Origin of the sequence: Roseibium sp., from assembly GCF_965216085.1 — a bacterium.
In the GTDB taxonomy this organism is placed as follows: Bacteria; Pseudomonadota; Alphaproteobacteria; order Rhizobiales; family Stappiaceae; genus Roseibium.
Genome location: NZ_OZ244138.1, coordinates 2,886,739 through 2,900,462 on the forward strand (window position 1 = coordinate 2,886,739; position 13,724 = coordinate 2,900,462).

Consider the following 13,724-nt stretch of genomic DNA (forward strand, 5'->3'; position numbering starts at 1 on the left):
TCATGCCGTTTGTTTGTAATCAGGTGGTGGCAGAGATCAATCGCCACGCACTTAGCTGTGACCCCAAAATCTTTCATGTGCTGCACCTTTATTTGACGGCCCCAACCACGCAGGTCGCTAAAGAAGTCGAGCGCTTGAAGGCAAGCGAAGAAGGCTTGACGGACAAAACGCTGCATTTTGTCTATGAAAACTTGCTGCAGACTCAAGTCAGCCCCGAAAAACAATTTGAATCTATGCAGCGATCCAGAGGGCATTTAGACGCCATCCGGTCTTCCGCAGAATCCTCCGTCGAGATTTGCGCCAAATCTGAGCACACAAAAAAACAAGAAAAACTGGTCCGCACTTTAACTGAAAATCTCACGGAAATTCTGAACCGCACAAACGCATTGGAACAAGAAATTGCGGCCAGCCAAAATGAAGTCTTTACCGACTCACTGACCGGAATTTCAAACCGCCGGTATCTAGAGGCTGAGTTTTCCGCCCGGAGCGCCCGGCATCACGGTCCGTATTATCTGGCGCTATTAGACATCGACCATTTTAAGCGGATCAATGATAGCCAAGGCCATATCGTCGGTGATCAGGTTCTGAAATTGGTTGCAGCTGCCATCCAACATCTCATCAAGGGTGACGACATCTTGTGCCGGTATGGCGGTGAAGAATTCGCCATCCTTTTTAGGAGCGCCGACAAAAACGCCTGCATTTCTGTTGTCGATACGGTTCTTGTTAGTGTTGGAAAACAAAAATTGATCAACCGCCGACAAGGAAACACCATCGGATCGGTTACCTTATCTGCCGGGCTGGCACTGGTGGATCCAGAAGATGACTTCGAAACGGCTTTAGACCGGGTCGACCGGTTGATGTACAAAGCAAAACAAAAGGGCCGGAACCAGCTCGTAGTACAAAGCTGAAGCAAAACAGGCCGTTTTCACACTCCCACGCAGATGGTACAATTGGGTCCCTATCGTGGTAATCAGCCGGCCCCAAAACCTACTGGTGCGGTTGCCACTCCTTGAAGGGCGCATGGACAGCATGAGCGGCGTCTTTGTAGCGTGGGTCCGCCTTGAGATTCCGGATTGCCGCCGAGAGTTTTGCGTTCAATTCAGCGCCCCTCCCGTTTCTTGCAACAACTATTGATGAATCCCACGTCCGGAAATGCGCCCGGTGAAGTGTGTTATAGCCGTTCAATCGGATCAGACTATCGCCAGCATCCTGTTCCATAATAAAGGCGTCTATCCGTTTGTTGACGACCTTCTTTAGGCCGGTTTGAAAATCGACAACTTCACCGATTGGGAAGTTGAAGAACTGCTGATGCCCAATGACCGTATCGATCGAAAGTTGGCTGAGATCAGCGGTTTTGGAAACCGGCTTGTCCATATGGGAATAGATCACGAATGTGACTGTTAGGAGCGGTTCGTCCACATACTGATATGGCTGCTCGGTATCAGAACCTGTGTTGATGAGCGGAACATGGGCGTCGGCTTTGCCAACGATGACATTGTTGATGGACCGTCCAAATGGAAATGCTGTCAGTTTGAAGTTGCCGGCGGCGTAATGTTCATCCAGGAGCTTCAAGAGCACAGGAAAAGCGCCAACCAACTTATGGTTTTTGTCGTAATAAGAAAGATGCGGAATTTCGGCCAAACTGATCTTCAAGTCCTCCGCTGTAGCAGAGCCGACCCCCAAAAACACACAGATCAGTAGGAGTAACCGCTTCACGCCCCTCTCCTGCCGGCTGATTTCCGGAATTCAATCAGCCCTGTTTCTTCAAAGATTCTATCAATTCTGTCCGGCACCTAGCTGATCATAGCGCCTTATTATGCATAGCAATTATTGAATGTTTTTGCCGAATTAGTCCATGTCATTTTGAAATGTCGGATTTGCTTGGATGAGTGACCCATAAGGCGTCTGTGAGGTCTTAATAACCGGCAGAGATTTTTCGATCTGCCGGCCAAGCGCTTTTAAAATCAGTTCTCAATCGTTTGGATATCCGATTAGGGCTGCCAGTCGTTGTAGGGATTGTGAACCTTTTCAGCCGTGGGCTTGTAACGTTCGTCTTTTTTAGCCGCACGGATTGCTTCAGTCATGGCCACGTTCAAGGCATCTCCTGCCGGTGTTTTCGGCAAGATCATCGAAGATCCCCACACCTCATAAAGCGCCCTATGGACAGTATCATAACCATTGGCCTTGATCATGCTGTCAACGATGTCCTGCTCCTTAATAAATGCATCAGTGCGTTTGTTGACGAGTTTCTTTAGGCCGGTCTCGATGGATGTTACTTCACCTACTTTAAAGTCGAAGAAGTGTTCATGGCCAATCAACGTGTCGACTTTGAGTTTGCTGAAATCAGCGTCACGGGAAATTGGATTGTCCTTCCGAGAATAGACAACAAACGTGACGTTCCAGAGCGGTTCATCAACATATTGGAAATTTGGCCCGTCTCCGGACGCGGTTTGGATGAGCGGAACATGTGCATCTGCGGCACCGGTCTGAATATTGTTTAGAGACCGGCCAAAAGCAAAAATCTCCATTTCGAAACTGCCGCCTTCGTAATACTCGTCGATCAGTTTGAGCAAGTTGGGATAAGGCCCGTCGGCCTTATTGTCGGCAGTTTTGATCGACAAATTCGGCAATTCGGCCAAGCTTATTTTTACATCTGTAGCTTGAGCGGTTCCCGCCAAAGCGACCACACCAAGTGCCAAAATCAAATTCCGCATTGTTTTACCCCTAGCTGGATCGAACCTGAGACAGCCTTTCAAAAATTGCTGTATTTTTATAAACAATTCCAGGTATTACTCTATTCCATCAGGTAATTTTCTTTGTGAAATTATATCAATGTTCTATTTATTTAATATTATTCAGATTATACGCTTAACATTCTATGCGAACACCTTGTAAATGCATGCTTGATATTGTCATCAATCTGAATCCGAACAAAAATTTTCAGGCACAGTTCAACTTGATTTTGTCAGATGTTCGATCTGATCGATTCACACTGCAGGGGTGGATCTCCCAAGTGACGACCCAAACTGTGCCCGAATGAAACCGGCAAAACTGGAGGAACGGCAACCGGATCAAAAAGCTGTCCGGTCGCCACCCTTTAGATCCAGGATTTCGCGCGCCTCATCGGGTGTGGCAACTTCATTCCCAAGTTCTTCCACGATCCGCCGGATTTTCGAGACTTGCTGCGCGTTGGACTCTGCCAATTGCCCGCGGCTTATGAAGAGGCTGTCTTCCAGGCCAACGCGGACATTGCCACCCATCTGGCTCGCCGTTGTCGCCATTGGGATCTGGGCGTTGCCAGCCGCCAGGATGGACCAGCGGTAATCGTCACCGAAGAGCTTGTCAGCCGTCTTTTTCATAAAGACCAGATTGTCGATGTCCGCACCAATACCGCCCAAAATGCCCATGACGAACTGGATGAAGATCGGCGCCTTGAAAAGCCCGATATCCATGCAGAATTTCAGATTGTAGAGGTGGCCGACGTCATAACACTCATGCTCGAACTTGATGTCATGCGGCGCGAGTGTTTCGGCCGCTTCCTGAATGTCCTTGAAGGTGTTGCGGAAGATATTGCCATCGGAATTGGCTACATAATCCTTTTCCCAGTCGAATTTCCAGCTGTCGTACCGTTTGGCGAGCGGATGGAATGAGAAATTCATGCTGCCCATGTTCATGGAACACATTTCAGCGCTGAAAGTCGCCGCCGGGCGGATCCGGTCCTGGATGGAGAGCGTCAGCGAACCTCCGGTCGAAATGTTTATCACCGCATCTGTCGCCTGTTTGATGCGCGGCAGGAAGGGGGCGAAGTCCGCTGGATCGACCGACGGCGCACCGGTTTCATTGTTGCGGGCATGAAGATGCAGGATCGATGCGCCAGCTTCCGCGGCTTCAATCGCCTGCGCTGCAATGTCATCATAGGTATAGGGCAGCGCATCGGACATGGTCGGCGTGTGGATCGCCCCTGTCACCGCGCAGGTAATGATCGTTTTTTGTTTGTTGCGGGCCATGCGCCTCTCCTAGTCTTTTTCTGTTTTGACGACACGGCGCGACAGCGGGAAAAGTTCCAGCCCTGTCCGGTCCTTGATGATGCCCCAGATCCCCTTGGGCGCCTTCAGCATGACGACAATGGCAACAAGCCCGAGGATCAGGAGATAGGTGGTGCCGAGATCTGCCAGCAGTTCGCGCAGCAAGAAGAAGACAATCACCCCGATAATCGGACCTTCCAGCGTGCCGATACCGCCAATGACAACGATGAAAATGACGAAGGCTGTCCAATCGTTGACGCTAAAGGCCGCATCCGGCGAAATTCTCAACTTTTGCAGGAAGATCAGAGCACCGGTCATGGCCGTAAGCCCGGCTGCTCCGACATATACGAAGAACTTGTTGCGCCAGATATCAATGCCAAAGCTTTGAGACGCCATTTCACTGTCCCGGATCGCCGTCAGTGCCAAACCTTTGCGGGATCGCAACAGCAGATAAATCGCCGTCAGCACCAGAACCGCCATACCGAGCGCAAGCCAATAGGTGGTGGCTTCCCGCATCGACCGGCTGGAGGCCATCGATTTGACTACTGCGATCGGCAGACTGGTGCCGGACCCACCACCAAGCGCTGAGACTTGCGCGAAAGACAGGCGGAACACTTCCGCAATTACCCAGGTTCCAATAGCGAAATAGGCCCCGCGCAAACGGAAGATCAGCAGGGCGACCGGAACGGCAATCAACGCCCCGAGAACACCGGCAAGCGGAATGGCGGCCAGCGGCGACATGCCGGTGAACATTGCCAGCGCAAACAGCATGTAACCGCCAAAACCGACAAACGCCTGCTGACCGACCGAAACCAGACCGGCATATCCGGCCAAGAGGTTCCAAAGACAGGCAAGCGAAAGATAAAGGAATATCTCGCTGAAAAGGCGCAGGTCAGCTCGTCCGGCCCACCAGGGTGCGGCGATAAGGCCAACAAGGACCAGAACACCAATAACAGCGCCAGCCCGGCTTGCCGAAGAGGATCGCGAAATGGAGTAAGTTGCGTCTGACATGATCAGTCGATCCTCGGAAACAGGCCACGCGGGCGCACGGCAAGGACAAACAGGAAGGCGATATGGCCGGCAAGAAGCTGCCATCCCGGATTGATCTGGGCGCCGATGTTTTGACTGACACCGAGGATGATGCCGCCGATCAAGGTGCCCCAAAGGTTGCCGAGCCCGCCGATAATCACCGCTTCAAAGCCAAAGATCAGACGGCCTGGCCCGATTGACGGGTCAAAGCTGGTGCGGATGCCAAGAAACACGCCTGCAATCCCGACAACAGCGAGCGCCAAGGCCATCGCTAGGCCAAAGACATGCGCCTTGTTGAGACCCATCAGCTGGGCAATGTCCTGTTTGTCGGACACCGCCCGGAACGCCCGCCCAAGCGCGGAGCGGTAAAACACCCATTGAAGTCCAGCGATCACCGCCACGGCGACAATAAACATCAGCAGCGGTAGCACACCGATGTTGATCCCTCCGGGCACTGCGATGCTGGCTGTTTCAATGGCCCCGGCGCTCATCTTTTGCGGATCGGCACTGTAGACTTCCAGAAGGCCATTCTGGATAATCACGGACAGGCCAAAGGTCACGAGAAGCGGTGGCAGGATGTCGTCGCCGAGTGTCTGGTTGAGGACACCGCGCTGCAACACATATCCAATTGCCCCCATCAGCGGCACGACAAGAAACAGCGCCATCAACGGCGAAACACCCAGCACGGATGTAATGGACAGTCCAAGGAAAGCTGCCAGGACGATAAAGTCGCCGTGGGCGATGTTCACCAGTCGCATGACCCCGAAGATCAGCGAGAGACCAGCGGCAAAGAGCGCATAAAGCCCGCCAAGCAAGATCCCTTGGACGATGGCGTTGATCCAATCCATCTCAAACTCCGAAATAGGCGGCGCTAACCTGCTCACGGGTCAGCGTATCCGGCGCGCCTTCCAGTGAAATGCGGCCTTCCTGGATGCAATAAACACGGCTTGAGACACTCAGAGCCTTGGCAATGTCCTGTTCCACGATAATCGCGCTCATGCCCTCGCCGATGATGGCGGGCAGCGCGTCGTAGATGGACTTGATGACGATGGGTGCGAGACCAAGACTGATCTCGTCAAAGAGAAGAATTTCCGGATTGGACATCAGTGCCCGGCCGATCGCAACCATTTGCTGCTGCCCGCCGGACAGCGCGGTGGATGGTACGTTCCGCCGTTCTTTCAGGATCGGGAAGAGCTCAAAGACCTTCTCAAGCGACCAGGGTCCTTTGCGCCCCATTTGTCCGCCGATGATCAGGTTTTCTTCAACCGACAAAGACTGAAACAGCTGCCGGCCTTCCGGCACCATGGCAAGGCCGCGGTGGGCGACCTGGTCGGCCCGTAGCGCACCTATTGCCTCGCCGCGCCATTGAACCATGTCGGGCTTGTTCTGCAAAAGTCCGGTGATCGAGCGCATCAAGGTGGTCTTGCCGGCGCCATTGGCACCAATCACGGCGATCACTTCGCCGGGATACACATCGATGGAGATACCGAACAGGGCCTGGAAGTCGCCGTAGTGCGCTTCCAACCCCTTTGTCGACAAGAGAGCCTCAGGCATCAGCATCCACTCCCATATAGATTTCCTGAACTGCCTGGCTGGCCATGGTTTCCTTGGGATCGCCTTCCGCAATCTTCTTGCCGAAGTCGATCACAATCAGCCGGTCAACGACGGAGAGGAGCGCATGCACGATATGCTCAATCCAGATGATGGACAGACCGGTTTTTCGGATGGTGTTGATGGTCTCAACCAGATCGTGGCATTCCTTTTCGGTCAGCCCTCCGGCGATCTCATCCAAAAGCAAAACCTTCGGCCTTGCGCAGAGGGCGCGCGCCAACTCCAGGCGCTTGCGGCCCAACAGTGTCAGTTTGCCAGAAAGGTCATTGGCCTTGCCGATCAGCCCCGTCAGCTCCAGAACCTCCAGGCAATGCCGGTTGGCTTCGGCCAAGCTGTTTTGTGTCCCGTGGGTGGCTGCGACCAGCGTGTTTTCAAATACGGTCATTCCAGAAAACGGCTGCGGAATTTGAAAGGACCGGGCCACCCCTGCCCTGCACCGTTTTGCAGCGGAATGGCGCGTAACATCCTGGCCATCTAGAAACACCTGGCCGCTGTCGGCGCGGACGGTTCCAGTAATCAGATTGAACATGGAGGTCTTGCCCGCGCCGTTCGGCCCGATCACCCCGAGTGCTTCGCCATGACCAAGCTTGTAGGTCAGATCGTCGGCGACGGTGATCGCACCATATGCCTTGGAAACGCCGTTCAGTTCTAAAACCGCTGACATGGATACCTTCAACTTGACTGGCGGCGCACAGCCGACAATGGCTGTGCGCCAATCCCGGGGTTAGGACAGGAGTTTCAGTTCACCTGTGGTGGGTATGAAAGGTGCACTGCGGTTCGCGGTGATGACAAGATCGAACCCGTCCGCGCCTTTTTGCCACTGACCGGCAACAAGAGGCGTTTTGGTTACGTTCCGCACCGGTCCGCTGCTCCAATCCACCGGGCCAACGACGGTCGATAGTTTTGTTTTTCTGATTGCATCGAGGATCGCCGCTGGATCTTCAAGGTCCGCCGACCGCCGGATGACGTCCGATGTCACTTCAAACAAGGCGTGTTTGAAGCCAATCGGTTGGGTCCATGGCCGGTTGGAAGCAGCCGTATAGCCATTCGCCAGATCTTTCGCGCTGACACCCGTCAGCGAAGAGGAGAACGGATGATCCGGCGACCACCAGATTTCAGAGGTCAAACCGTCCCCGCGATCGCCAAGCGATTCAATCACCGACGGGAACAGCAGTGCCTTGCCGATGGTCACCACCTTCGGATGGAACCCCTGCTGCGCCGCTTGGGACCAGAAGGTGCCAAAGTCCGGCGGGATCATATTGCCGGTGACGATCTCACAGCCGGCTTCCTTGAAAGCGGATATCTGTGATGTGAAATCATCTGTCAAAGGCTGATACCGGCCCGGATCAACCAGCTGAAAGCCCTGCCCGGCCAGCGCTGGCGGGAAACCATGAATTTCGTCGCCCCACGCATTGCCATCGGCATCATTCGGGAACAAACCGCCTACGGTTTTTGCGGCACCGCTTTGCCCCCAAAGATCGAGGAAGGCATTGATGACGTCTTCCAGGCCCCAGAAGAAATGGTAGGTGTAATCGAAGCCGACCGCCGGATCGCCGTTCCGGCCAAAGAAGTACGGCTGCCAAGGGCAATCGGTGGTGATGCAGGGAACTTCGTTGAGTTCAGCCTGATCCGAGACCGGGTTGGTGGTGTCGGGTGTAGAGGCTGCTACAATGATGTCAACTTCTTCGCCAAGGATCAGTTCAGAGGCAACTTCCGCAGCCCGGTTCGGGTTCGATTGGCTGTCTTTTGACAGGATCTCGACCTGATAGGTCTTGCCATTGTTTTCAATCCCGCCCGAAAGCGCTGCCTTGATACCTTCAAGGACATAATCATCGGCTTCGGCGAATCCGGCCAGCGGCCCGGTGCGCGGGCTGACATGGCCAATCTTGATGACCGGATCTGCCGCGTAGGCGCGGGTCCTTGTCAGGATGGCCGGTGCGGCCAATGCAGCTGTTGCTCCGCCCAAAAAACCGCGGCGGCTGATATTTAGTTTCTTCCCATTCAGCGTCATCGTCACTCCTCCCGGATGAGCCTGGTGTGGTGCGCAAACCGTTACGTTAAGATCGTTTCAAGCCTCCGCAGGTGAGCTGCAACACTTTGGCGGACCTCATCCGCCTCCTCCGGTGTCCAGCTCATGAAACCTTCGCCGCTTTTCATGCCAAGCTTGCCGGCGTCGACCAGCTCGCGCAGATAAGGGGAAGGTGCCGGCCGGCTGTCCAAGTCGGCCAAAACGTTTTCATGAATGTCGAGGGTCAGATCCGTGCCGACCAGATCCGCATTGGCGAGAGGCCCAAGCACCGACAGGCGCCGCCCGAAACTGGCATTGACCACCTGATCAACCGCCTCTGCGGTACACACGCCGCTTTCTACGAGATAAATGGCCTCGCGCCACATGGCGTGCTGCAGACGGTTGCCGATAAACCCGGCGACGTCCTTTTCCACCCGGACCGGTGTTTTGCCGACCGCATCCAGCAGATTGACCGTCTCCTCGATCGTCGTCTCCGAGGTCCACCCCGTCCGGATCACCTCCACCAACGGGATCATGTGCGGCGGGTTCCACCAGTGGGTACCAACCGCCCGGCTCTTGTCCGTCAGGTCCGACATGATGGTGGTGATCGGAATAACGGACGTGTTGGAGCACAGGATAGCGCTGAGCGGTGCATGCTGTTCAACATCCTTGAACAGAGCCTTTTTTAACTCCGGCTTTTCAGGTGCTGCTTCAAAGACAAAATCAGTTTCTGCGACACAGGCGCTGATTTCACCTTTGGCGTGAATGCGCTCCAGCGTTTCCTTGAGCGCGCCATTGGTGACGCCCATTGCCTCCAGGCTGGCGGCCACCCGGCCATGCAGAGCCTCCAAGCTCTCGGCAAAGGGATCATAAACCTTCACCTGATGCCCGGCGCGGGCAAAGGTCAGGGCAATGCCATGCCCCATAAGTCCAGCGCCAAGAACGGATATGTTGAGTGCCGCTGCCATCATCTAACCCGCCGTATATCCACCGTCGGCATAAAGAATATGCCCGGTGTAGAAATCGGATGCCCGGGACGACAGGAAGAGCAACGGACCGATCAGGTCTTCCGGCTCGCCCAAGCGGCCTTTCGGCACGCGGGCCAGGAAACCGTCACGGAACCCCTTGGCCTTGTCGTCGTCTTCAAACATCCAGGCGGTCAGCGGAGAACGGAATACGGTCGGCGCGATGGCGTTGACAGTGATGTTGTCTTCACCGAGCTCGCAGCCAAGGGCCTTGGTGATGCCGTCAACCGCAGCTTTTGAAGCGCAATAAGCCGTATAACCGGCCGGGTGCCCCAATAGACCGCGGGCCGAGGAGACAAGAACAATCTTGCCGCCGGTTTCCTGGGTTTTCATCTGAACGGTTGCAGCCCGCGCCAAAAGCCAGGACTGGGTGACATTGGCATCCATCACGCCTTCGAAGTCGCCTGGTGTCAGCGCATCGATCTTGGCAACTTTGTTCATGCCGGAGGCGACGACCAGTATATCCAGCGCTCCGAACTTTTCCGTAGCCACATCCACTAGCCGGGTGCAGGCCGCTTCATCGCTCGGGCGGATTGCAACTTGAGCAACTTCTGCACCGAGGTTTTCGCATTCGCCAGCGACCTCGGCCAAAGCGGCCTCATTACCCGCCGCCAGGACCAACTTGCAGCCAGCCCCGGCCAGAGCCTTGGCAGCAACCGCGCCAAAGGCACCGGATGCACCCGTAATCAATGCCACTTTTCCGGCAACATCAAACATGCCTAAAGGATTTTTCCAGCTGTCTGCCATTAGTTTGCCTCCGGCGGATAGGGAATGACGACCAGCATCGTGCAAGTATGATTGGACCGATTTTCCAGGGTTCTCACTTCCCCCGGCGCGATGGTGCAGCTGTCGTATTTGTTCAAAACGGCTTCCGAACCACCTGTCTCAACGGTCATTTCGCCTTCAAGAACGACATAGACCTTTTCAAAGGGTGTTGAATCGGGTCCAGCACCACCACCGGGAAGAAATTGACTGAGGCCTACCCATTGGTTTTCCGGGCCGCCGTCTTCAAATCCCTGAAGCCGTAATCCAACCACATCGCGATGGTTGGGCGCCTCATAAGGCGCAGCGTCCTCAAAACGCTTGATATGCATCTGCTCCTCCCAGAGGCTGTGCTGGATGCCCGGCCGCAAAAGCGGCCGGTACAATTTTCAATTAGAAGGATTCGCCCGCTTCAATGCGGTACTGCTGGCCCTTGTCGATCATTGCCACCAGGCGGATGATGCAGCCGTCACCGCGGTCCCAGTTCCATGGGAAGAAGGCAAAGGTGCAGCGTTTGCCGGTGACCGCATCAAGGTCGCCGCCGACATTTTCAATACCGAGGATACCGTTGCTGAAAAGCTTCTGATGGACCGGCTCCCACTCGGGAAAATCGTCCTTCCAATCGCGGCCGCCGGACCATTCCTTATATTCTTCTTCCAGGTGCGGCAGGATGGGGCCATTGCGCTGCGGACCGATGGCTGTGGCCAGCGGGTGGTCGTTGGCCTGGGTGTCGTGGCCAACCACCTTGATGCCCTTTTCGACCATCCAGTCGGCGGCAGACGGAACAAGGCCCGGGCAGTAGGCGAAATAGTCGCCATCTTCATATTGCTTGTGCCAGCCGGTGTTGATGATCAGCACATCATTCTTGCGGATGGCATGACCGCAGGCTTTTTCCAGATCGTCACCGGTGATCGGCTCCCATTTTTCCTTCGGGATTGAGACGACGAGACCTGAGCCAAAGAAGTGCGGTAGCGGAACTTCATCAATGAACGGTGTGCCCTGCACCACGTGCGCCGGCGCATCGATGTGAGTCGTCACATGCATGGTGGTGGTAATCGTCTGAGACAGCACACCGGACTTGGCCATGTAGTGCTTCCGGTCGATCTGCACATCTTTGAAATACGGCCAGTTCGGGCACTGGAAGCCGTAGCGGTGAGAGAGGTTATAGAACTCTACACCCATGTCATTGTTCAGGTTTTCCTGAAAATCGATCCCGCGAATCGTAACCGTCATCGTTTCCTCCCGGCGGTCAGAGCTAATCTGTATTGCTAAACGGTACAGATGTATCATATTGTGGTCAAGTGAATTTCTCGACAGGTCGGGAAAACTTGCCTATATGCAGAAAAGATCGTCTGTATCGCGGCATGATCGATATGGATGGACAGAGATGGTTAGAGGGCGGAAAACCATGAATATCGAGAGAAAACCACAATCGAATCAGGGCGTTCAGGTCATCTCCCGCGCAGCCGAGATTTTGCGCATCCTAAAACTGGACAATTCCGGATTGAGCCTTGGACAAATAGCCGAGCGCGTACATCTGCCCCGCTCTACGGTACAGAGAATTGTCAACGCCCTCCTTGCCGAGCGCCTTGTCATGGCGTCGTCTGCCGAAGGTGGATTGCGCCTTGGTTCTGAAATCCAATCACTCGCTGCAGCCGGACGTATCAATATGGCCGAGCTTGTCAGGCCAGTGCTCACAGAACTGTCAAAAGCAACTCAGGAAACCGTCGACCTAGCCGTTTTCCGGGATGATCATATGGTTTTCGTCGATCAGGTGATCGGATCGCACCGCCTTAGAACCGTCTCTGCGGTAGGCGAGGTTTTTCCCATGACCACAACCGCAAACGGCAAGGCGGTTCTGGCCCTCATGGATGATGATCAGCTGGTCACAATTGCTGCCCCGGAACTTAAAGCTGCCGGCGAGGACGCCCGTCCCCTCTCCGCCTTTTTGAAGGAAATCGAGGATGTTCGGGTAACTGGTATTGCCTGGGATTATATGGAACACACAGACGGGATCTCAGCGGCCGGTTTTGCGTTTTCTGATCCAATGGGCCTTATCTATGCGGTCTCGGTTCCGGTTCCGTCTCATCGGTTTGACGCCATGAAGGACAAATTGGCGGAGCTGCTCTTACAAACGCGTGAGGAAATAAAGCGGTTGATCTGAAGCATCCGGGACGCCCCTTTCACTCCGGCTTCGAAACAAACTTGACTAAGTTTGATACCAGTAGAGTTTATTTTGAAAACAATGCTCCTGACTTAACAAAACTCGGGACCAGGCTCCCATCGCCGAGGTTGTCACAAGACTGCCACACAACTTTGCCCTTCTTTGTTTTTTAAAAGAAGGTTCTCGTCATGTTTGATCCCATTCAAGTTCTCTGGTCCCCCGCCGGCGCGGTTATGCCCAATCTCGGCTCCCGCGCACTAACCGATGTCAGTGATGGCGACACGCCCAACATCCGCATGCCCATCCGGATGCTGTCGATAGACACCCCTGAGGTTACGGCCCGATCAGAAAACGGCGCGGCCAAGGTCGATGCCAAGTTTCTTGAACTTGCCGGCTGGATCGAAGACGGCAAAGCTCCGGTTTCAAGTAAGTTTGCTACCTACATTCTTCCGCGGTTGAAGACGGGTACTGCAGGTACGCTGCAGTTTGAACAAGGGTCAGCGGCCAGCGCCTGGTTCAAAAATCGGATCAACGAACGCCTGACCCGGCCAACCGGCAGCAAGCGCAAGCTTTTTATGGCAACCGCTGACAAGGCTTTCGACAACTACAACCGCCTATTAGCCTATGTCTCGCCCTCCTATACACGCAAAGAACGGGACACCATGAGCCGCCGCGAGCGCGCAACCTTCAATCTCGATCTGGTCGGCAGCGGCTGGGCGGCGCCCTTCATCCTGTTTCCCAATATTCCTGGCGAATTGGACCTGCCGCTTTATCTGGATCTTGCAACAAAGGCAGCAAATGAAAATCGCGGGCAATATGGCACGGAAAATTTCCTGCCAGCCTATGAATACCGGATGTGCGAAAAACTCTATTCGATCACCAAAAAGATCGTCGACGGGGACAGCGTAACCGGCAAAGACCGCTACAAATGGCGCTCCCGCTATGCAGCCGACATGCGCGACCGCAAGCTTTATGGTCCAGAAAGCTACATGGACGTGCCGTTGCAATACCGCATCTGGATTTGGCCGGACGATGTTCAAAAAGCCATCGGCGCTTTGAACCTGATACCAGAGCCTGATCTTGTGGACTGACCGCTAAAC

General features: G+C 54.6%; 15 protein-coding genes. 3 read left to right on the forward strand and 12 right to left on the reverse strand.

Going from position 1 to position 13,724, the window contains the following annotated elements; translation table 11 throughout:
• Window positions 1-2: 2 nt before the first annotated feature.
• On the forward strand, window positions 3-908 hold the full coding sequence (locus ACOOFE_RS13665; protein ID WP_420415431.1) for a GGDEF domain-containing protein: 906 nt from the start codon (window positions 3-5) through the stop codon (window positions 906-908).
• A gap of 79 nt (window positions 909-987) precedes the next feature.
• Here the strand turns inward: ACOOFE_RS13665 and ACOOFE_RS13670 are convergent, their stop codons facing one another.
• From ACOOFE_RS13670 to ACOOFE_RS13725, 12 genes are all read right to left on the reverse strand, one after another.
• Window positions 988-1,716 (reverse strand): substrate-binding periplasmic protein, encoded by a 729-nt coding sequence (locus ACOOFE_RS13670; RefSeq protein ID WP_420415432.1) that lies wholly within the window; start codon window positions 1,714-1,716, stop codon window positions 988-990.
• Window positions 1,717-1,991: 275 nt separating this feature from the next.
• Complete coding sequence (locus tag ACOOFE_RS13675; RefSeq protein WP_420415433.1) at window positions 1,992-2,714, reverse strand: hypothetical protein; 723 nt, start codon at window positions 2,712-2,714, stop codon at window positions 1,992-1,994.
• Between the two features lie 357 nt (window positions 2,715-3,071).
• Window positions 3,072-4,007 carry a 3-keto-5-aminohexanoate cleavage protein gene (locus tag ACOOFE_RS13680; RefSeq protein WP_420415434.1) on the reverse strand — a complete coding sequence of 312 codons (936 nt, stop codon included), beginning with the start codon at window positions 4,005-4,007 and terminating at the stop codon, window positions 3,072-3,074.
• 9 nt (window positions 4,008-4,016) lie between these two features.
• Entirely contained in the window at window positions 4,017-5,036 is a 1,020-nt protein-coding gene (locus ACOOFE_RS13685) for a branched-chain amino acid ABC transporter permease (protein WP_420415435.1), read from the reverse strand.
• A 2-nt stretch (window positions 5,037-5,038) separates the two neighbouring features.
• Window positions 5,039-5,902 (reverse strand): branched-chain amino acid ABC transporter permease, encoded by an 864-nt coding sequence (locus ACOOFE_RS13690; protein WP_141186840.1) that lies wholly within the window; start codon window positions 5,900-5,902, stop codon window positions 5,039-5,041.
• A gap of 1 nt (window position 5,903) precedes the next feature.
• Window positions 5,904-6,614: an ABC transporter ATP-binding protein gene (locus tag ACOOFE_RS13695; protein WP_420415436.1), complete on the reverse strand. Its 711-nt coding sequence runs from the start codon at window positions 6,612-6,614 to the stop codon at window positions 5,904-5,906.
• A complete protein-coding gene (locus ACOOFE_RS13700) occupies window positions 6,601-7,329 on the reverse strand; it encodes an ABC transporter ATP-binding protein (protein WP_420415437.1) in 729 nt (242 codons plus the stop codon). The genes ACOOFE_RS13695 and ACOOFE_RS13700 overlap by 14 nt, the downstream gene beginning before the upstream one ends.
• A gap of 60 nt (window positions 7,330-7,389) precedes the next feature.
• The gene (locus ACOOFE_RS13705) at window positions 7,390-8,676 is read right to left on the reverse strand and encodes an ABC transporter substrate-binding protein (protein ID WP_420415438.1); all 1,287 of its coding nucleotides are present in this window, start codon (window positions 8,674-8,676) and stop codon (window positions 7,390-7,392) included.
• A gap of 41 nt (window positions 8,677-8,717) precedes the next feature.
• On the reverse strand, window positions 8,718-9,644 hold the full coding sequence (locus ACOOFE_RS13710; RefSeq protein ID WP_420415439.1) for a 3-hydroxyacyl-CoA dehydrogenase family protein: 927 nt from the start codon (window positions 9,642-9,644) through the stop codon (window positions 8,718-8,720).
• Entirely contained in the window at window positions 9,645-10,445 is an 801-nt protein-coding gene (locus ACOOFE_RS13715; protein WP_420415440.1) for an SDR family NAD(P)-dependent oxidoreductase, read from the reverse strand.
• Window positions 10,445-10,792, reverse strand: a complete 348-nt coding sequence (locus ACOOFE_RS13720) for a cupin domain-containing protein (RefSeq protein ID WP_420415441.1) — start codon at window positions 10,790-10,792, stop codon at window positions 10,445-10,447. The genes ACOOFE_RS13715 and ACOOFE_RS13720 overlap by 1 nt, the downstream gene beginning before the upstream one ends.
• Before the next feature lie 61 nt (window positions 10,793-10,853).
• Entirely contained in the window at window positions 10,854-11,693 is an 840-nt protein-coding gene (locus tag ACOOFE_RS13725) for a cyclase family protein (protein WP_141186846.1), read from the reverse strand.
• Window positions 11,694-11,868: 175 nt separating this feature from the next.
• Between ACOOFE_RS13725 and ACOOFE_RS13730 the strand changes: the two genes are divergently transcribed.
• Entirely contained in the window at window positions 11,869-12,624 is a 756-nt protein-coding gene (locus tag ACOOFE_RS13730; protein ID WP_420415442.1) for an IclR family transcriptional regulator, read from the forward strand.
• Between the two features lie 188 nt (window positions 12,625-12,812).
• Window positions 12,813-13,715: a hypothetical protein gene (locus ACOOFE_RS13735; RefSeq protein ID WP_420415443.1), complete on the forward strand. Its 903-nt coding sequence runs from the start codon at window positions 12,813-12,815 to the stop codon at window positions 13,713-13,715.
• Window positions 13,716-13,724 lie beyond the last annotated feature (9 nt).

Bases quoted from the DNA above. Each gene is read 5' to 3' on its own strand.
- ACOOFE_RS13665 (WP_420415431.1), top strand. From the start codon at position 3: ATGCCGTTTGTTTGTAATCAGGTGGTGGCAGAGATCAATCGCCACGCA.
- ACOOFE_RS13675 (WP_420415433.1), bottom strand. From the start codon at position 2,714: ATGCGGAATTTGATTTTGGCACTTGGTGTGGTCGCTTTGGCGGGAACC.
- ACOOFE_RS13680 (WP_420415434.1), bottom strand. From the start codon at position 4,007: ATGGCCCGCAACAAACAAAAAACGATCATTACCTGCGCGGTGACAGGG.
- ACOOFE_RS13685 (WP_420415435.1), bottom strand. From the start codon at position 5,036: ATGTCAGACGCAACTTACTCCATTTCGCGATCCTCTTCGGCAAGCCGG.
- ACOOFE_RS13690 (WP_141186840.1), bottom strand. From the start codon at position 5,902: ATGGATTGGATCAACGCCATCGTCCAAGGGATCTTGCTTGGCGGGCTT.
- ACOOFE_RS13695 (WP_420415436.1), bottom strand. From the start codon at position 6,614: ATGCTGATGCCTGAGGCTCTCTTGTCGACAAAGGGGTTGGAAGCGCAC.
- ACOOFE_RS13700 (WP_420415437.1), bottom strand. From the start codon at position 7,329: ATGTCAGCGGTTTTAGAACTGAACGGCGTTTCCAAGGCATATGGTGCG.
- ACOOFE_RS13705 (WP_420415438.1), bottom strand. From the start codon at position 8,676: ATGACGCTGAATGGGAAGAAACTAAATATCAGCCGCCGCGGTTTTTTG.
- ACOOFE_RS13710 (WP_420415439.1), bottom strand. From the start codon at position 9,644: ATGATGGCAGCGGCACTCAACATATCCGTTCTTGGCGCTGGACTTATG.
- ACOOFE_RS13715 (WP_420415440.1), bottom strand. From the start codon at position 10,445: ATGGCAGACAGCTGGAAAAATCCTTTAGGCATGTTTGATGTTGCCGGA.
- ACOOFE_RS13720 (WP_420415441.1), bottom strand. From the start codon at position 10,792: ATGCATATCAAGCGTTTTGAGGACGCTGCGCCTTATGAGGCGCCCAAC.
- ACOOFE_RS13725 (WP_141186846.1), bottom strand. From the start codon at position 11,693: ATGACGGTTACGATTCGCGGGATCGATTTTCAGGAAAACCTGAACAAT.
- ACOOFE_RS13730 (WP_420415442.1), top strand. From the start codon at position 11,869: ATGAATATCGAGAGAAAACCACAATCGAATCAGGGCGTTCAGGTCATC.
- ACOOFE_RS13735 (WP_420415443.1), top strand. From the start codon at position 12,813: ATGTTTGATCCCATTCAAGTTCTCTGGTCCCCCGCCGGCGCGGTTATG.